General features: G+C 69.0%; 14 protein-coding genes. 9 read left to right on the forward strand and 5 right to left on the reverse strand.

The features are described from left to right. Positions 1-103: 103 nt before the first annotated feature. On the reverse strand, positions 104-1,264 hold the full coding sequence (locus tag A5697_RS18135; protein ID WP_067947513.1) for an acyl-CoA dehydrogenase family protein: 1,161 nt from the start codon (positions 1,262-1,264) through the stop codon (positions 104-106). Between the two features lie 222 nt (positions 1,265-1,486). Between A5697_RS18135 and A5697_RS18140 the strand changes: the two genes are divergently transcribed. The 3 genes from A5697_RS18140 to A5697_RS18150 are packed head-to-tail and all read left to right on the forward strand — an operon-like array spanning position 1,487 to position 5,010. Continuing rightward, positions 1,487-2,503: a MaoC family dehydratase gene (locus tag A5697_RS18140; protein WP_068011591.1), complete on the forward strand. Its 1,017-nt coding sequence runs from the start codon at positions 1,487-1,489 to the stop codon at positions 2,501-2,503. Between the two features lie 18 nt (positions 2,504-2,521). Next, positions 2,522-3,712 (forward strand): CoA transferase, encoded by a 1,191-nt coding sequence (locus A5697_RS18145; RefSeq protein ID WP_068011592.1) that lies wholly within the window; start codon positions 2,522-2,524, stop codon positions 3,710-3,712. Beyond that, positions 3,706-5,010 carry an amidohydrolase family protein gene (locus A5697_RS18150; RefSeq protein WP_068011593.1) on the forward strand — a complete coding sequence of 435 codons (1,305 nt, stop codon included), beginning with the start codon at positions 3,706-3,708 and terminating at the stop codon, positions 5,008-5,010. Before A5697_RS18145 ends, A5697_RS18150 begins: the two co-directional genes overlap by 7 nt. Positions 5,011-5,017: 7 nt before the next feature. Here A5697_RS18150 and A5697_RS18155 read toward each other — a convergent pair whose 3' ends face one another. After that, positions 5,018-5,917 (reverse strand): alpha/beta hydrolase, encoded by a 900-nt coding sequence (locus A5697_RS18155; RefSeq protein ID WP_067947521.1) that lies wholly within the window; start codon positions 5,915-5,917, stop codon positions 5,018-5,020. Positions 5,918-6,207: 290 nt separating this feature from the next. On the opposite strand from A5697_RS18155, the gene A5697_RS18160 reads away from it, so the two are divergent. The 6 genes from A5697_RS18160 to A5697_RS18185 all read left to right on the forward strand — a co-directional run bounded on the left by A5697_RS18160 (position 6,208) and on the right by A5697_RS18185 (position 12,444). Beyond that, the gene (locus A5697_RS18160; RefSeq protein ID WP_067947522.1) at positions 6,208-6,876 is read left to right on the forward strand and encodes a methyltransferase domain-containing protein; all 669 of its coding nucleotides are present in this window, start codon (positions 6,208-6,210) and stop codon (positions 6,874-6,876) included. 189 nt (positions 6,877-7,065) lie between these two features. After that, entirely contained in the window at positions 7,066-8,247 is a 1,182-nt protein-coding gene (locus tag A5697_RS18165; RefSeq protein ID WP_068011594.1) for an alpha/beta hydrolase, read from the forward strand. 44 nt (positions 8,248-8,291) lie between these two features. After that, positions 8,292-9,701, forward strand: a complete 1,410-nt coding sequence (locus A5697_RS18170) for a wax ester/triacylglycerol synthase family O-acyltransferase (protein ID WP_067947524.1) — start codon at positions 8,292-8,294, stop codon at positions 9,699-9,701. Between the two features lie 119 nt (positions 9,702-9,820). Beyond that, on the forward strand, positions 9,821-10,597 hold the full coding sequence (locus tag A5697_RS18175; RefSeq protein WP_068011609.1) for a crotonase/enoyl-CoA hydratase family protein: 777 nt from the start codon (positions 9,821-9,823) through the stop codon (positions 10,595-10,597). 60 nt (positions 10,598-10,657) lie between these two features. Beyond that, positions 10,658-12,151, forward strand: coding sequence for a class I adenylate-forming enzyme family protein (locus A5697_RS18180; RefSeq protein WP_067947526.1), 1,494 nt, complete (start codon positions 10,658-10,660; stop codon positions 12,149-12,151). After that, positions 12,148-12,444: a hypothetical protein gene (locus tag A5697_RS18185; RefSeq protein ID WP_067947530.1), complete on the forward strand. Its 297-nt coding sequence runs from the start codon at positions 12,148-12,150 to the stop codon at positions 12,442-12,444. The genes A5697_RS18180 and A5697_RS18185 overlap by 4 nt, the downstream gene beginning before the upstream one ends. A gap of 4 nt (positions 12,445-12,448) precedes the next feature. On the opposite strand, the gene A5697_RS18190 is transcribed toward A5697_RS18185, so the two are convergent. The 3 genes from A5697_RS18190 to A5697_RS18195 form a co-directional block, all read right to left on the reverse strand. Then, positions 12,449-13,015, reverse strand: a complete 567-nt coding sequence (locus tag A5697_RS18190) for a TetR/AcrR family transcriptional regulator (RefSeq protein ID WP_067947586.1) — start codon at positions 13,013-13,015, stop codon at positions 12,449-12,451. 89 nt (positions 13,016-13,104) lie between these two features. Continuing rightward, entirely contained in the window at positions 13,105-13,236 is a 132-nt protein-coding gene (locus A5697_RS28610) for a hypothetical protein (RefSeq protein ID WP_255360740.1), read from the reverse strand. Positions 13,237-13,533: 297 nt separating this feature from the next. Then, positions 13,534-15,003, reverse strand: a complete 1,470-nt coding sequence (locus A5697_RS18195) for an aldehyde dehydrogenase (protein ID WP_067947532.1) — start codon at positions 15,001-15,003, stop codon at positions 13,534-13,536. Between the last annotated feature and the right edge of the window lie 71 nt (positions 15,004-15,074).

The following is a 15,074-nucleotide window of genomic DNA, read 5'->3' on the forward strand; positions in this document are numbered from 1 at the left end:
CTTTCTTTCGTCGCAGTAACTTTTAATTCCGCGCAGCTTTGCTGAGAAGTCAGGCAAGGATACAGCACACGCCGACGTCAAGCCCGCACATTCGGTCTCGCGCTCAGATGCCGCCCCGTGCGACCAACTGCCCGGCGATGACATTGCGTTGAATCTCGTTGGTGCCCTCGCCGACGATCATCAGGGGCGCGTCGCGGAAGTAGCGTTCCACGTCGTATTCGCACGAGTAGCCGTAGCCGCCGTGAATTCGCACGGCGTTCAAAGCGATCTCCATCGCCACTTCGGAGGCGAACAGTTTGGCCATCCCGGCTTCCATGTCGCAGCGCTCGCCGCTGTCGTAGCGCTCGGCGGCGTAGCGGGTGAGCTGACGGGCGGCGGTCAGTTTGGTCGCCATGTCGGCCAGGTAATTGCCCACCGACTGATGCTTCCAAATCGGCCGGCCGAAGCTTTCCCGTTGCTGCGCGTAGGCCAGCGCGTCCTCGAGCGCCGCCGTGCCGACACCCAGCGCCCGGGCGGCCACCTGGATGCGGCCCGTTTCGAGGCCCTTCATCATCTGCGAAAAGCCTTCGCCCATCGCGCCGCCCAGCACCGCCGACTCGGGTGCCACGAAGTTGTCGAAGGACAGCTCGCAGGATTCGACGCCCTTGTAACCCAGCTTGGGCAGGTCCCGGGACACCGTGAGGCCGGGGCCGTGCTCGACGAGCACGATCGAGATGCCCCGGTGGCGGGGCGTGGCATTCGGATCGGTCTTGCACAGCAGCGCGATCAGCCCCGACCGCCGCGCGTTGCTGATCCAGGTCTTCGAGCCGTTGATCCGCAGGCCGCCAGGGGCGCCGTCCGCGCCCGCAAAAGGCACAGCCGTCGTCGTCATGTTCTGCAGGTCCGAGCCGCCGCCCGGTTCGGTCAACGCCATCGTGGCACGCAGTTCCCCGGACGCCATCACCGGCAGGTAGGCCCGCTTTTGCTCCTCGGTGCCGAACAGGGCCAGCAGCTTGGCCACCACGGTGTGCCCGCCCATCGCGCCGGCCAGGCTCATCCAGCCGCGGGCCAGCTCCTCGGTGACCCTGACGTAGCACGGCATGGACACCGGCGACCCGCCGTATTCCTCCGGAATGGCCAGGCCATAGATGCCGATCCGCTTCATCTGCTCGATCCACGCCTCGGGATAGGTGTTGGCGTGCTCGACCTCGCGGACGGTCGGCTTGACGTCGCGGTCGATGAACGCCCGCACCGTGGCCACCAACATGTCCTCTTCGTCAGTCACCTGCTATCACCCTCCAGCGTCGATGGTGGCGATCCGCTTCGCCCGGCTTCGCCGCGCTCACGATCACCACGCAGTTGTTGGTGGCGACCCGCTTCGCCCGGCTTCGCCGCGCTCGCGATCGCCACGCAGTTGTTGGTGGCGACCCGCTTCGCCCGGCTTCGCCGCGCTCGCGATCACCACGAGGTTGACCCTCGATTCCACACCCTGCCAGCATGTGGCGTTGTGACTAGTGACGGGTATGCGGGAATCCGCCCCGGCGGGCCGTACTTCGACGACCTCTCGGTCGGCCAGGTCTTCGACTGGGCGCCGGCTGCGACGCTGTCCTCGGGGCTGGCGGCGGCGCACCAGGCGATCGTGGGCGACCGGCTGCGCCTGGCGTGCGATGCCGTGCTGTGCACCGCCGTGACCGGCGTGCCGGGACCGCTGGCGCACCCGGCGCTGGTGTGCGACGTCGCGATCGGCCAGTCCACGCCGGCCACCCAGCGGGTCAAGGCCAACCTGTTCTACCGCGGCCTTACGTTTCACCGGTTCCCCGTCATCGGCGACACCATCTACACCCGCACGGAAGTGGTTGGGCTGCGGGCCAATTCGCCCAAGCCGGGCCGGGCGCCGACAGGGCTGGCGGCGCTGCGGATGATCACGATCGACCAGGCCGATCGGCTGGTCCTCGACTTCTACCGGTGCGCCATGCTGCCCGCGAGCCCGGGCTGGGACCCCGGCGCGGGGCCCGCCGACGACCTGTCGGCGATAGGCGCCGACATACCGGGGCCCGCCCATGATCCGACCGCGCACTGGGACGGCGAGGTGTTCCGGACCAAGGTGCCCGGTCCGCACTTTCACCCCGACCTGGCCGGTGCGGTGCTGCACAGCACGGCCGACGTGGTCAGCAGCGCACCCGAGCTGGCCCGGCTGACCATGAATATCGCTGCCACTCACCACGATTCGCGGGTCAGCGGGCGCAGGCTGGTCTATGGCGGGCATACCATCGGGCTGGCACTCGCGCAGGCGAGCAGGCTGCTGCCCAACCTCGCAACGGTGCTGGGCTGGCAGTCCTGCGACCACACCGGTCCCGTCCACGAGGGCGACACCCTCTACAGCGAATTGCAGGTCGAGTCCGCCGCGCCGACCGGCCAGGGGGGCGTGCTGGGGCTGCGGGCACTGGTCTACGCCGCGAGCGACGTCGCGGGTGAACCCGACCGCGCGGTGCTGGACTGGCGATTCAGCGCGCTGCAGTTTTAGCGGCGCAACACGAGCACAATGGGGGACGTGAGCTCGGCTACGTCGATGTGGGGGAGCAGCGGGCTGGCCTATCTGACCGGCCTGCCGGACGGGCCGCCCGACTTCTCCCGCGCGAACGTGCTGACCCACGCCCGGCGGGTGGCCGCGGCCGTCGCAGAGCGCTGGGGCATCACCGTCGATGCCACCGGCCTGCTGGCCGGGCGGGCCGCGCTGCTGGGCCTGACCCGCGGCGGCCGGCTGTCCGCCGGTGGGGCCACCCGGCTGTTGGCCGCCGCCGACGGCTGGTGTGCGATCACGCTGTCGCGCCCCGACGACGCCGCCGCCGTTCCCGCGCTGGTGCAGACCGATGAGATCGCCTGCGAGCCGTGGCCGGCGTTGCGGCACTGGGCCACAACGCAACCGGTCCGCGCTATCGTCGAGCGGGCGACGCTGCTCGACATCCCCGCGGCGGGTCTGGGTGAAGCGACGGCCGCCGCGCCGCGAACACGGCCGTGGGGCGGCCGCGGACCGGCGCGCGCCGTCGCGGGGTTACTGGTCGCCGACCTCTCCTCCATGTGGGCGGGCCCCCTGTGCGGCCAGCTGCTGGCGTGCGCCGGCGCTACCGTCGTCAAGGTCGAGAGCCCGCGCCGCCCGGACGGTACCCGCGGCGGAAACCCGGCGTTTTTCGACTGGATGAACGGTCAAAAGCTCTCGTACTGTGTCGATTTCGACGCCCAGGCCGCCGAATTGCGTGAGTTGCTCACCGCCGCCGATGTGGTGATCGAGGGCTCGCGCCCCGCGGCGCTGACGCGGCGCCGGCTGGGACCCGACGATCTTTCGCCGGGGAGGGGCCGAATCTGGTTGCGCATCACAGGATATGCCGACGGCAGGCCGGCGTTCGGCGATGACGCGGCGGTGGGCGGCGGCCTGGTCGGCGTCGCCGCCGACGGACCGGTGTTCTGCGGCGACGCCATCGCCGATCCGCTGACGGGGCTGGAGGCCGCTCGGGCCGTCGCCGAATCGCTGGGCCGCGGTGGCGGCGAGCTGGTCGAGGTCTCGATGGCCGCCGTCGCCGCCGGTTATGCGGCGCTGCCGACCCAAGCGTCGCTCTCGGATCTGCCCGCCCCGCCCCCGCGGGTTCCGCCGCCGGGCCGGCCCGCGGCGCGGCTGGGCGCCGACAACCGGGCTGTGCGCGCAATGGTGTACGAACGAGGTTGCGCGCCATGTTGATTCGGCGTGCCACGCTGCTGGACGGGACGATCACCGATCTCCGGGTCGGCGACCAGATCGAAGAAATGGGTGACGGCCTGCTCGCCGAGCGGGGCGAGGGCGTGCTCTACGCCGGTGGCGGAACCGTCCTGCCCGGCCTGCATGATCACCATGTGCATGTGCGTTCGGCGGCATCCGCGCTGGATTCGTTCCTCGTCGGGCCGCCCGGGGTCAGCACCAAAGCCGAACTGACACAACTGCTGTCGAATGCGACGCCGGGTCCCGATGGGTGGATTCGTGCCGTCGGCTACCACGAGTCGGTGGCCGGCGACCTGGACCGGAGCGCCCTCGACGCGATGGTTCGCAGCGCCCCGGTGCGTATCCAGCACCGCAGTGGGGCGCTATGGATCCTCAACTCCGAGGCGCTGGGCCGGGTCGGGCTGGCCGACCATCCCGACGGGCGCCTGCGCAGCGCGGACCACGGCTGGTCGGACCTGCTGGCGCGGCGCGAAAGCGACCTCGCCGAACTGAGCCGGCGAATCACCGCGACCGGCGTCACCGGCGTCACCGACGCCACCCCGGACCTCGACGTCGATGACATGGTGTCGCTCATGGTGGCGCACCGGCGCGGCGAGTTCCGGCCCCGGCCGAGTTTCCTGTCCCCGGGCAAGAAGATCCTGCACGACGACCGCCTCGACCTGGACGCCCTGACGGACTGGATCGCCGGGCAGCACGACGCGGACCGGCCGGTCGCCGTGCACTGCGTGACCGCGGCCCAACTAGTCGTCACCATCGCGGCCCTGCGGGCGGGCGGCAGCCATCCCCGCGATCGGATCGAGCACGCCGCCGTCGTGCCCCAGGACAACTTGGCCGATCTGGCCGGCCTGGGGGTCACGGTGGTGACGCAGCCCAACTTCGTCGCCGAGCGCGGCGATCACTACCTCGCCGATGTGCCCGCCGCCGAGCATCCTCAGCTGTGGCGGGTCGCCTCCCTGCTGGAGGCGACGGTGCCGGTGGCGCTCTCCACCGACATGCCCTTCGGGCACGGCGACCCGTGGACGGCGATGCGCGCCGCGGTCTACCGCACCACGCTCAGCGGCACCGTCCTCAACGCCAACGAATGTGTCTCTGCCCGAAAGGCTTTGACGATGTTCCTGGGGGAGCCCGAGCGGCCGGGCCGGACTCGGGCCGTCGCGGTCGGACAGCCGGCCGACCTCTGTGTGCTGAGCGAGCCGCCCGAGACGGCGCTGGCCGAGCTGGACGCCGGCATGGTGGCGGCCACCATCATCGGCGGCGAGCTCGTTTACTTCGCGATGTGACCGGCGATCACGGCGCGGCGGCGAGCGCGGAACGCAGAATGGCGCACTGGCTGTCGAAAAACCGCTGCGAAACTTGAGCTTTGGGCATGATCAGGTCGAAGCCGTGGAAGGCGCCCGGAATGGTCTCGACGTGGCACGGCACCCCGGCGGCCGTCAGCCGCTCGGCGTAGGCCAGGTCCTCGTCGTGGAACAGGTCGTGCGTGCCGACCCCGATCCAGGCCGGCGGCAACCCACTCAGGTCATCGCGGCGCCCCGGCACGGCGACCTGCGGGTCGGCGTTGCCGAGGTACGCCGACCAGCCGAACTCGTTGCTGCGGTTGTCCCAAAGCCGATAGTGGGACTTGCGGGCGGTGGCCGAGCTGCGGTCGTCGAGCATGGGATAGGTCAGCAGCTGAAACGCCGGGCTCACCTCGGCGCGGTCGCGGGCCAGCAGCGCCAGGGCCGCGGCCAGGCCGCCGCCGGCGCTCGCGCCGCCGATGGCCACCCGGTACCGGTCGACGGAGGGCAAGGCGGCCAGCCACGTCAACGCCGAATAGCAGTCTTCCAGCGGGGCGGGATATGGATGTTCGGGCGCCAGGCGGTATTCCACCGACGCGACGGTGGCGCCGAGCCGCCGGCTGAACGCGCTGCAGAGCCGGTCGTCCTGCTCGGCGGTGCCGATCACGTAACCGCCGCCGTGAATCCACAACAGCGCGGGGGTCGGTTCGGCCACGCCGGCCGGCCGGAACAGCCGGACACCGGCCCCAGAACCGAGCGTGATCACCTCGACGTCGCGGACGGGCTTGCCAAGGCGCCCGCGCACGGCCATCGCCACCCGCATGATCGGCAGGGTGCGGGGGCCGACGATTCGGCGCGGGGCGAAACGGGCGATCCGCTGCAGGTCGGGGTGAACATCGGTGTTCGGCACCGCATCAGTATCGCCGACGCGGAGTGCTCGAGGACCTGCTATCTCTGATATGCGGCGCTCAGACTTCGGGGAGGCAACGTGACCGCGGGGACCGGACTTCTGCGAAGCGATCGCGAATGAACCATTCGGTGCCGGGGTGCGTGCTCCAATGGCGGTGGATTAGCCGAACATATATCGGGGTATCGGTGGAATGCTGGCGAGGACGGTACGCGCCAGCGTTTCGTCGTCGCAACGTCCCTCACCGGGACCGAGCGTGGACCGCCCGGCCGGGCACGACGCGAGGGACGTGAATGCTGGGGCATCTCTACGATCGGGCGCTCGACGGCGAGCGATGTTGGATTCGCCACGACGACGGCGAGCTGCGACCGCTGCCGGCCCACCGCTGGCTGGGCGTGCGATGTCCCGATGACGTGTGTCCCGGTGATGGATCTGGTGACGCCTTCGACGAAGTCTTCGACGAAGCCGTCACGCAGATGTGCACCGGGCCGACCATCGAATTGGGATGCGGGCCCGGCCGGTTGGTCGCCCGGCTGATTCAGCGGGGGATACCGGCCCTGGGCATCGATCGCTCGGTGGCCGCGATCCGGTTGGCGGGCCGCGGCGGTGCGCCGGTCCTGCTGGGCGACGTGTTCGACCCGCTGCCCGCGATGGGGTCGTGGCAGACGGTGTTGCTGGTCGACGGCAACGTCGGCCTCGGCGGTGACCCGCGCCGCATCCTGGGGCGGGCCGCCGAGCTGCTGGCCCGCGGCGGGCACTGCGTGGCCGAGTTCGACGCCGAGAACATCGGCATCCGTTCGCGCTGGGTCCGGCTGGAGTCCGCATGCGAGATCGGGCCCTGGTTCCGGTGGGCGTCGGTGGGCGTGGACAGCGCCGCCGCGCTCGCCGCGCAGGTCGGTTTGACGCTGACCGGCGTCCGCCTGATCGGCGGGCGGGTGATCGCCTGCCTGGCGGCGATGTGAGCGTGTCGCGACCGGCCTCCGCCCGCGTCGACAGCAAATTCCACAGTGGCTCTATAGCAGCCGGTATTCGCACCGAGCAATCGCTGGCCGGGTGACTTTCGAATGTCGGCTGTCGCGTCGACGCAAACGTCAGTTTCGGACCCGGGGCCGGGGGTACGCTGCCCTAACACCACGGCAAGGAGGCCGCCTATGACATCGTGCGCGAAATGGTTGCTGCGGGCTCGTCCCGGCGACTACGCGCTGGCCTTGAGCGCGGCGGGTGCTTCGCTGCCGGTGGTCGGTAAGCACCTCGAACCGCTGGGTGGCCTCACTGCGATGGGCATCTGGGGCGCGCGGCACGCCCCCGAATTCTTCTCCGGAATGACCAAGCCGCGTCAGGCGAAGGACGCCGCCGAAGCGATCCGCGGTGACGACGTCAGCCTTCAGGACCTCTCCGTCGCGGCGCTGCGGGGCATCGTGTCGGCCGCCGACCTGGAGCTGGAATGGCCCACGGCGGGACGGACGCCCCCGATTTGGGAGGCGATGCGTCAGCGCCGCTACCTCCACCGCCGCGCGGTTCACTACGGCGACCACCCCGCTCAGGTGCTCGATGTCTGGCGCCGCAAGGACCTGCCCGCGCACCCCGCGCCGGTGCTGATCTTCGTCCCGGGCGGCGCTTGGGTGCACGGCAAGGCCATGGGCCAGGGTTCGGCCCTGATGTCCCGGCTGGCCGAGCAGGGCTGGGTCTGCCTGGCGATCGACTACCGCGTCGCCCCGCACCACCGCTGGCCGCGGCACATCATCGACGTCAAGACGGCGATTGCGTGGGCGCGCGCCAACGTCGACAAGTTCGGCGGCGACCGCGATTTCGTCGCGGTGGCGGGTTGTTCCGCCGGCGGGCACCTGTCCGCACTGGCCGGTCTGACCCCCGACGACCCGCAGTACCACGCGAAGCTGCCCGAAGGGGCCAACACCTCGGTGGACGCCGTCGTCGGCATCTACGGTCGCTACGACTGGGAGGACCGGTCGACCCGCGAGCGGGACCGGTTCGTCGACTTCCTGGAGCGGGTCGTGGTCCAGCGCCGGATGGACCGCCACCCCCAGGTGTTCCGGGACGCGTCGCCGATGGCGCGTGTGCATCGAAATGCGCCGCCGTTCTTGGTGATTCACGGCAGCAAGGACAGCGTCATTCCGGTCGAGCAGGCGCGCAGCTTCGTCGAACGGATGCGGGCGGTCTCGCATTCGATGGTGGGCTACCTCGAGTTGCCCGGCGCGGGCCACGGGTACGACCTCATCGACGGGGAGCGCGCGGGCGCGGCGGCGCACGCGACTTCGCTGTTCCTCAACCAGGTCTATCGCACCAAGACAAACGCGGCCAAAGAGGTTATCTGAACTGCCGCTGCTGAGTATGGTCCCTTTATGGGTAAGGGGCAGCGGTGAAACGGCTGAGCGGGTGGGACGCGGTTCTGCTTTACAGCGAGACACCGAACGTGCACATGCACACCATCAAAGCCGCTGTGATCGAACTCGATTCCGATCGGCTTGACTTCGGCGTAGAGGCGTTTCGCGAAGTCATCCGCGGCCGGTTGGGCAAGCTCGAACCATTCTGCTACCAGTTGGTCGAGATCCCCTTCCAGCTGCACCACCCGATGTGGCGGGAGCATTGCGAGGTCGACCTCGATTACCACATTCGCCCGATGCGGTTGCCCGCGCCCGGCGGCCGGCGCGAGCTGGACGAGGCCATCGGGCGCATCGCCAGCACACCGTTGGACCGCAGCCGCCCGCTCTGGGAGATGTACTTCATCGAGGGCCTGGCGAACAACCGGATCGCCGTGGTGGGCAAGATCCACCACGCGCTGGCCGACGGCGTCGCCTCGGCCAACCTGATGGCCCGCGGCATGGACCTGCAGCCCGGGCCGGAGGGTGGCCCATACGTGTCGGACCCGGCGCCCACCACCCGGCAGTTGATGGGCTCGGCGTTCGCGGATCATCTGCGCCACGTCGGGCGGATCCCCGCGAATATCCGCTACACCGCGCAGGGGCTGGGCCGGGTCCGGCGCAGCTCGCGCAAGCTGTCACCGGAGTTGAGCCGGCCGTTCGAACCGCCACCGACTTTCATGAACCACAAGATCAACGCGGAGCGCCGGTTCGCCACCGCCACCCTGGCGCTGGCCGACGTCAAGGAAACCGGCAAGCGGCTCGGGGCGACGATCAACGACATGGTCCTGGCCATGGCCACCGGTGCCCTACGTACCTTGTTGCTGCGCTACGACGGCACGGCTGTGCCCCTGCTGGCGTCGGTGCCGATGAGTTTCGACTTCTCGCCCGAGCGGATCTCGGGCAATCGCTTCACCGGCGTGCTGGTGGGCCTGCCGACCGACTCCGACGATCCGCTGGAGCGGGTGCGGTGCACTCACGAGAACGCCATCGCCGCCAAGGAAAGCAACCAGCTGATGGGGCCCGAGTTGGTCAGCCGCTGGGCGGCCTACATGCCGCCCGCGCCCACGCAGGCGTTCTTCCGGTGGGCGTCTGGGCGCGACGGGCACAACAAGATCCTCAACCTGAACATCTCCAACGTGCCTGGACCGCGCGAACGCGGGCGGGTCGGCGGGGCGCTGGTCACCGAGATCTATTCGGTGGGCCCGCTGACCGCCGGTAGCGGCCTCAACATCACCGTCTGGAGCTACGTCGACCAGCTCAACATCTCGGTGCTGTCCGACGGTGCCACGCTCAAGGATCCACACGAGGTGACCGAGGCCATGGTCGCCGACTTCATCGAAATACGAAGGGCTGCAGGGCTTTCCGAGGACCTCACCGTCATTGAAGCCGCGATGGCGCCGGCCTGAGGACTGTTCCCGGAAACGGGACTCTCGACTGGTGCCAATGCCATTTCCGTGGACCGTTACCATCGGTCGGATAAGCAGCCATCCCTACCCCCTAAGGAGCTGTGCGGCACGTGAGCACCGTGAGCGAAGAAGCCGGCGAACCCGAAGTCCTGGTCGAACAACGGGATCGGATCCTGATCATCACGATCAACCGGCCGAAGGCCAAGAACGCGGTCAACGCCGCGGTGGCCAACGGCCTGGCCGAGGCCGTCGACCGGCTCGACGGCGACCCGGGTCTTTCGGTGGGCATCCTGACCGGCGCCGGTGGATCGTTCTGCGCGGGCATGGACCTCAAGGCCTTCGCGCGCGGCGAGCTCCCCATAGTCCAGGGGCGCGGCATGGGCTTCACCGAACGCCCGCCCGTCAAACCGCTCATCGCGGCGGTCGAGGGCTACGCCCTGGCCGGCGGAACCGAGTTGGCCCTGGCCACCGATCTGATCGTCGCGTCCAAGGATTCCGCCTTCGGCATCCCCGAGGTCAAGCGCGGGCTGGTCGCCGGTGGCGGCGGTCTGCTGCGGCTGCCGCAGCGCATCCCGTCCGCGATCGCCATGGAGCTCGCGCTCACCGGCGACAACCTGCCGGCCGAACGTGCGCACAAGCTGGGGCTGGTCAACGTCTTGGCCGAGCCGGGCAAGGCGCTCGACGAGGCCATCGCGCTGGCCGAGAAGATCGCCGCCAACGGGCCGTTGGCGGTGGCCGCCACCAAGCGGATCATCGTCGAGTCGCGCGGCTGGAGCCCCGAGGAGATGTTCGCCGAGCAGAACAAGCTGCTGGCGCCGGTGTTCGCGTCCAACGACGCCAAAGAGGGCGCGATCGCCTTCGCTGAGAAGCGCCCACCGCGCTGGACGGGCACGTAAGCGGCCGAGTTACACTATGGCGTAGTTTTGTAAACCGCTGAGGAACCGGAAAGACCGAGGATGAGCATTTCGCTGCTGCTCGAGATGGCCGCGTCGAGCAATCCCGAGCGGACGGCGGTGGTCTCCGGCGACACACGGCTGACGACGCAGCAGCTCAGCGATCTCGCCGACGGCGGCGCCGGGGTGATCGCAGGATCGAATGCCCGGCACGTCGCCTACGTGGGCACCGGCGGTGCGATGCTGCCGGTGCTGATCTTCGCCGCCGCGCGCGCCGGGCTGCCCTTCACCCCGATCAATTACCGGCTGTCCGCCGACGGCATCCAGGCGCTCGTCGGCCGCCTGCCCGAGCCGCTGGTGATCGTCGACAGCCGCTACCGGGACATGGTCGGCGACGCTGCGGCGCGGCTGATGACCACCGACGAATTCCTTTCGGCCGCCCGCGATAACGAGCCGGCCGCGGAGTTTGCCGACCCGGACTCGGTCGCGATCGTGCTGTTCACCTCGGGCACCACGTCGCAACCCAAGGCCGTCGAACTGTCGCACAACAACTTGACCAGCTACGTGACCGGCACCGTGGAATTCGAGTCGGCCGCCGAGAGCGACGCCGCGCTGATCTGCGTGCCGCCCTATCACATCGCCGGGGTGGGGGCCGCGCTGTCGAACCTGTACGCCGGGCGCAAGATGGTCTACCTGCCGAATTTCGATGCGCAGGAATGGGTTCGGCTGATCAACGCCGAGAACGTGACCACCGCGACCGTGGTGCCCACCATGCTGGACCGCATCGTTGCCGCGCTGGAGGCCGGCGGCCACGAGCTGCCGTCGCTGCGCAACCTGGCCTACGGCGGGTCCAAGGTGGGACTGCCACTCGTCCGCCGGGCCCTCGAACTTCTGCCGGACGTGGGTTTCGTCAACGCCTACGGCCTGACCGAGACGAGCTCGACCATCGCGGTGCTCACCCCGGACGACCACCGGGCGGCGCAGGCCGCGGAGACGCCGCAGGTCGCCAGGCGGCTGGCGTCGGTCGGGCAACCGGTGCCCGGCATCGAGATCGAGATCCGCGATGAGGACGGCAACGTGCTCGGGCCGGGTGAAACCGGCGAGCTGTTCGTCCGCGGCGAGCAGGTCTCCGGCCGCTACACCGGGATCGGCTCGGTGCTCGACGAAAACGGCTGGTTCCCAACCAAAGACATCGCCATGCTCGACGAGGACGGTTACCTGTTCATCGGCGGCCGCAGCGACGACACCATCATCCGCGGCGGTGAGAACATCGCGCCCGCCGAGCTCGAGGAGGTCTTGGTGGAGCACCCGCACGTGCGGGATGTCGCCGTGGTCGGTGTCGAGGACCCGCAGTGGGGCCAGGCGATCGTCGCGGTGGTGGTGCCCCGCCCCGGCGCGGAACCGGATCCGGAGCAATTGCGCGAGCATGTCCGGAAAAGCTTGCGCGGGTCGCGAACCCCGGACCGGGTAGTGTTTCGCGACGAGCTGCCCACGACCCCCACCGGCAAGGTACTTCGCCGGGAGATCATCGAGATGCTAGAAGGGCTGAAGGCATGATCAAGAACGGAACCCGCTTGGCCAGCCAGGTGTGTGACACGCAGGTGATCGTCGTCAGGAGCGCCGACAGCCTCGACGACTTGCGTTGTGGCGGTGCGCCTATGGTGCCGATAGGCGCCGAGCGTTCGGGCGAATTGGACCCGGCCTTTGCCGAGGGCACCGTGATGGGCAAGCGCTACGTCGACGAGACCGGTGCCGAGGTGCTGGTGACCAAGCCGGGTGCCGGGAGCCTGAGCGTCGGTGCGACCGCGCTGCAGCTCAAAGAGGTCAAGCCGCTGCCTGCCAGCGACTGAGGAGTTACTCCCCGATATTGTTGCGGAGCACGAATTCCCTTGCCTTGATCAGGAATTCGAGCTGATCGCCGACCTGACGCAACGGGTCGATGCTGCCGGTCGAGCGGGACAGCACGATGGCGCCCTCCAGCGCCGCGATCGACATCACCGCCAGCGAGGCGGCGCACGGCTCGTCGAATCCGTCGTGGGTGAACGCCCGGGTCAGCGACGCGCACCAGCGGCCAAGGATGGCACCGGCCTCGGCGGAAAGCTGGGCGTCGTCGTCGTCCGAGCCGATCGCCGCCGCCACCACCGGGCAGCCGGCGTTGAACCCATCCTCGGTCAGCAGACGCTCCCAGAACTCGACGAACTTGGCCAGCAGCACCCGGGCGCCCTGCTCGGCGGCGTCGTCGATCATCGCGGTGATGGAATCCCCGGAATACCGCAGCGCCTCGATCAGGATCTGGTTGCGGCCGTCGGGGAAGTGGTAGTAGACCGAGCCGCGCGGTGCGCCGCTGCGCGCGAGCACCGCATCGATGGTCACTCCCGCGGCGCCTCGTTCACGCATCACCTCGGCGGCACTGGCCAGCATTTTCCTGCGCGTGCCGCCGCGCTTCGTCGGGGTGAGGTCTTGCGTCGTTTCGCTCGTGGTCGCCACTCTCGTGCCTCCCGTGGCTAACGTCATGCAGCGTGTGAATGCCGCAGTACCGGCCAATGCATGCTGCGGGGGCTGAAGCGGAAATTCCGGCGCTTGAGGTCGGGCATCTCGCGGGTGAATTGATAGCCGCCGATGTTCAGCTCGATGATCCACATGATTCTCTCCCGGCCTAAGTGCAGCCCATGATTATGCTTAGAAGCATATAAGACAGCGGTCCAGTAAGCAAATCTATTCCCTATGCAAACGTCGAACCACGGGAAACGTCGTTGCGAGAGGGCCTGAACGCTGATTGACGGTCGTGTAACAAGCAGGTTTCTATGCTTTATTGCATAATTTGCGGGTCATGCCTCGCCGCGGCGGGCACAGCCGTCAAAAGCGAAACGCCGAGCGCGCACCCACCGCGAGGTTCCTGCTGATCCCTGGCGGTGAGTGCGCGCTCGGCGTGCGGAGCGTTAGCTGTCGATCGTGTAGCCCATCGGCATGAGCACGCTCTTCTGCTGGGTGAAGTGCTCGACACCTTCGGGGCCGTTCTCGCGGCCGATGCCGGAGTTTTTGTAACCCCCGAACGGGCAACAGGGGTCGAACGCATACCAGTTGATCGCGTAAGTGCCGGTGCGGATCTTCTCCGAGACCGCGATGCCGCGTTCCACGTCGGTGGTCCACACGCTGCCGGCCAGGCCGTAAACCGAGTCGTTGGCGATCTTGATCGCGTCCTCCTCGGTGTCGTAGGGAATGATGCTCAACACGGGCCCGAAGATCTCCTCCTGGGCGATCGTCATCTTGTTGTCGACGTCGGCGAAGACCGTGGGCTGCACGAAGAAGCCGCCGTCCAGGCCCTCGGGGCGGCCGCCGCCGCACACCAGCCGCGCGCCCTCTTCGATGCCCTTAGCGATGTAGCCCTCGACCCGCGCGCGCTGCTTCTCGGAGATCAGCGAACCGATCTGGGCGGCCGGGTCCGACGGCAGGCCCACGGGCAGCGCCTGCACGAAAGCGCTTACCGCGTCGACGATTTCGTCGTAGCGGGAGCGCGGGGCCAGGATCCGGGTCTGGGCGACGCAGGCCTGTCCGGTGTTCATGATCCCGGAGAACACCAGCATCGGGATCGCGGCGGCCAGGTCGACGTCGTCGAGGACGATGGCCGCCGACTTCCCGCCGAGCTCCAAGGTGCACGGCTTGAGCATGTCCGCGGCGCGGCGGCCGATCTCCTTGCCGACCGCCGAGCTGCCGGTGAAGGAGAACAGATCGACTCCCGGGTTGGAGGTCAGCGCCTGGCCGGTCTCGATCCCGCCGGGCACCACCGACAGCACACCCTCGGGCAGCCCCGCCTCGGCGAAGGCCTCAGCCAAAGCGTTTGCGCTCAGCGGGGTTTCGGCGGCCGGCTTGAGCACCACGGTGCAGCCGGCCAGCAGCGCCGGGCCCAACTTGTTGACGGCCAGGAACAGGGGCACGTTCCACGCGACGATCGCGCCCACCACGCCGATGGGCTCGCGGTAGACGATGCTCTGCCCGTAGCCGCCGGTGCGGACCTCTTTCCACTTGACCTGGTCGGCGGCGGGGCCGGCGAAAAAATTCAGCGCCCCGATCGAGCTCATCCAGTGCATCGTTTCGACGCCCATCGGCGGCTGGCCGGTCTCGGCCGCCAGCAGCTGGGTGAACAGGTCCTTGCGCTCCTCCATCAACTTGAGCGCGTTGGCGATGACGGCCGCGCGCTCCTTCGGTGGGGTCGTGGGCCAGGGTCCGTTGTCGAAGGCCGCGCGGGCCGCGGCCACCGCGGCGTCGACGTCGGCGGCCGCCGCCAGCGGCACCTTGCCGACATACTCGCCGGTGGCCGGGCAGCGCACCTCGATCACCTCGTCGGTCGACGGCTCAGTCCACTTGCCGCCGATGAAAAGCTTGTCGTATTCGGTCTTGCTGTCGGCCATCTGCGCCGCTCCTCCTCATTGCTCCGCGCTGCATCGTCGCCGGCGCGCATGGGCGCAACCCTACCCAAGCC

Source organism: Mycobacterium sp. E3251, from assembly GCF_001666835.1.
Taxonomy (GTDB): Bacteria; Actinomycetota; Actinomycetes; order Mycobacteriales; family Mycobacteriaceae; genus Mycobacterium.

What these genes read in the sequence shown, in the direction of transcription:
- A5697_RS18145 (WP_068011592.1), top strand. Translation starts at nt 2,522, where the DNA reads ATGGGGGACGTGAGCTCGGCTACGTCGATGTGGGGGAGCAGCGGGCTG.
- A5697_RS18150 (WP_068011593.1), top strand. Translation starts at nt 3,706, where the DNA reads ATGTTGATTCGGCGTGCCACGCTGCTGGACGGGACGATCACCGATCTC.
- A5697_RS18160 (WP_067947522.1), top strand. Translation starts at nt 6,208, where the DNA reads ATGCTGGGGCATCTCTACGATCGGGCGCTCGACGGCGAGCGATGTTGG.
- A5697_RS18165 (WP_068011594.1), top strand. Translation starts at nt 7,066, where the DNA reads ATGACATCGTGCGCGAAATGGTTGCTGCGGGCTCGTCCCGGCGACTAC.
- A5697_RS18180 (WP_067947526.1), top strand. Translation starts at nt 10,658, where the DNA reads ATGAGCATTTCGCTGCTGCTCGAGATGGCCGCGTCGAGCAATCCCGAG.
- A5697_RS18185 (WP_067947530.1), top strand. Translation starts at nt 12,148, where the DNA reads ATGATCAAGAACGGAACCCGCTTGGCCAGCCAGGTGTGTGACACGCAG.
- A5697_RS18190 (WP_067947586.1), bottom strand. Translation starts at nt 13,015, where the DNA reads ATGCTGGCCAGTGCCGCCGAGGTGATGCGTGAACGAGGCGCCGCGGGA.
- A5697_RS28610 (WP_255360740.1), bottom strand. Translation starts at nt 13,236, where the DNA reads ATGTGGATCATCGAGCTGAACATCGGCGGCTATCAATTCACCCGCGAG.
- A5697_RS18195 (WP_067947532.1), bottom strand. Translation starts at nt 15,003, where the DNA reads ATGGCCGACAGCAAGACCGAATACGACAAGCTTTTCATCGGCGGCAAG.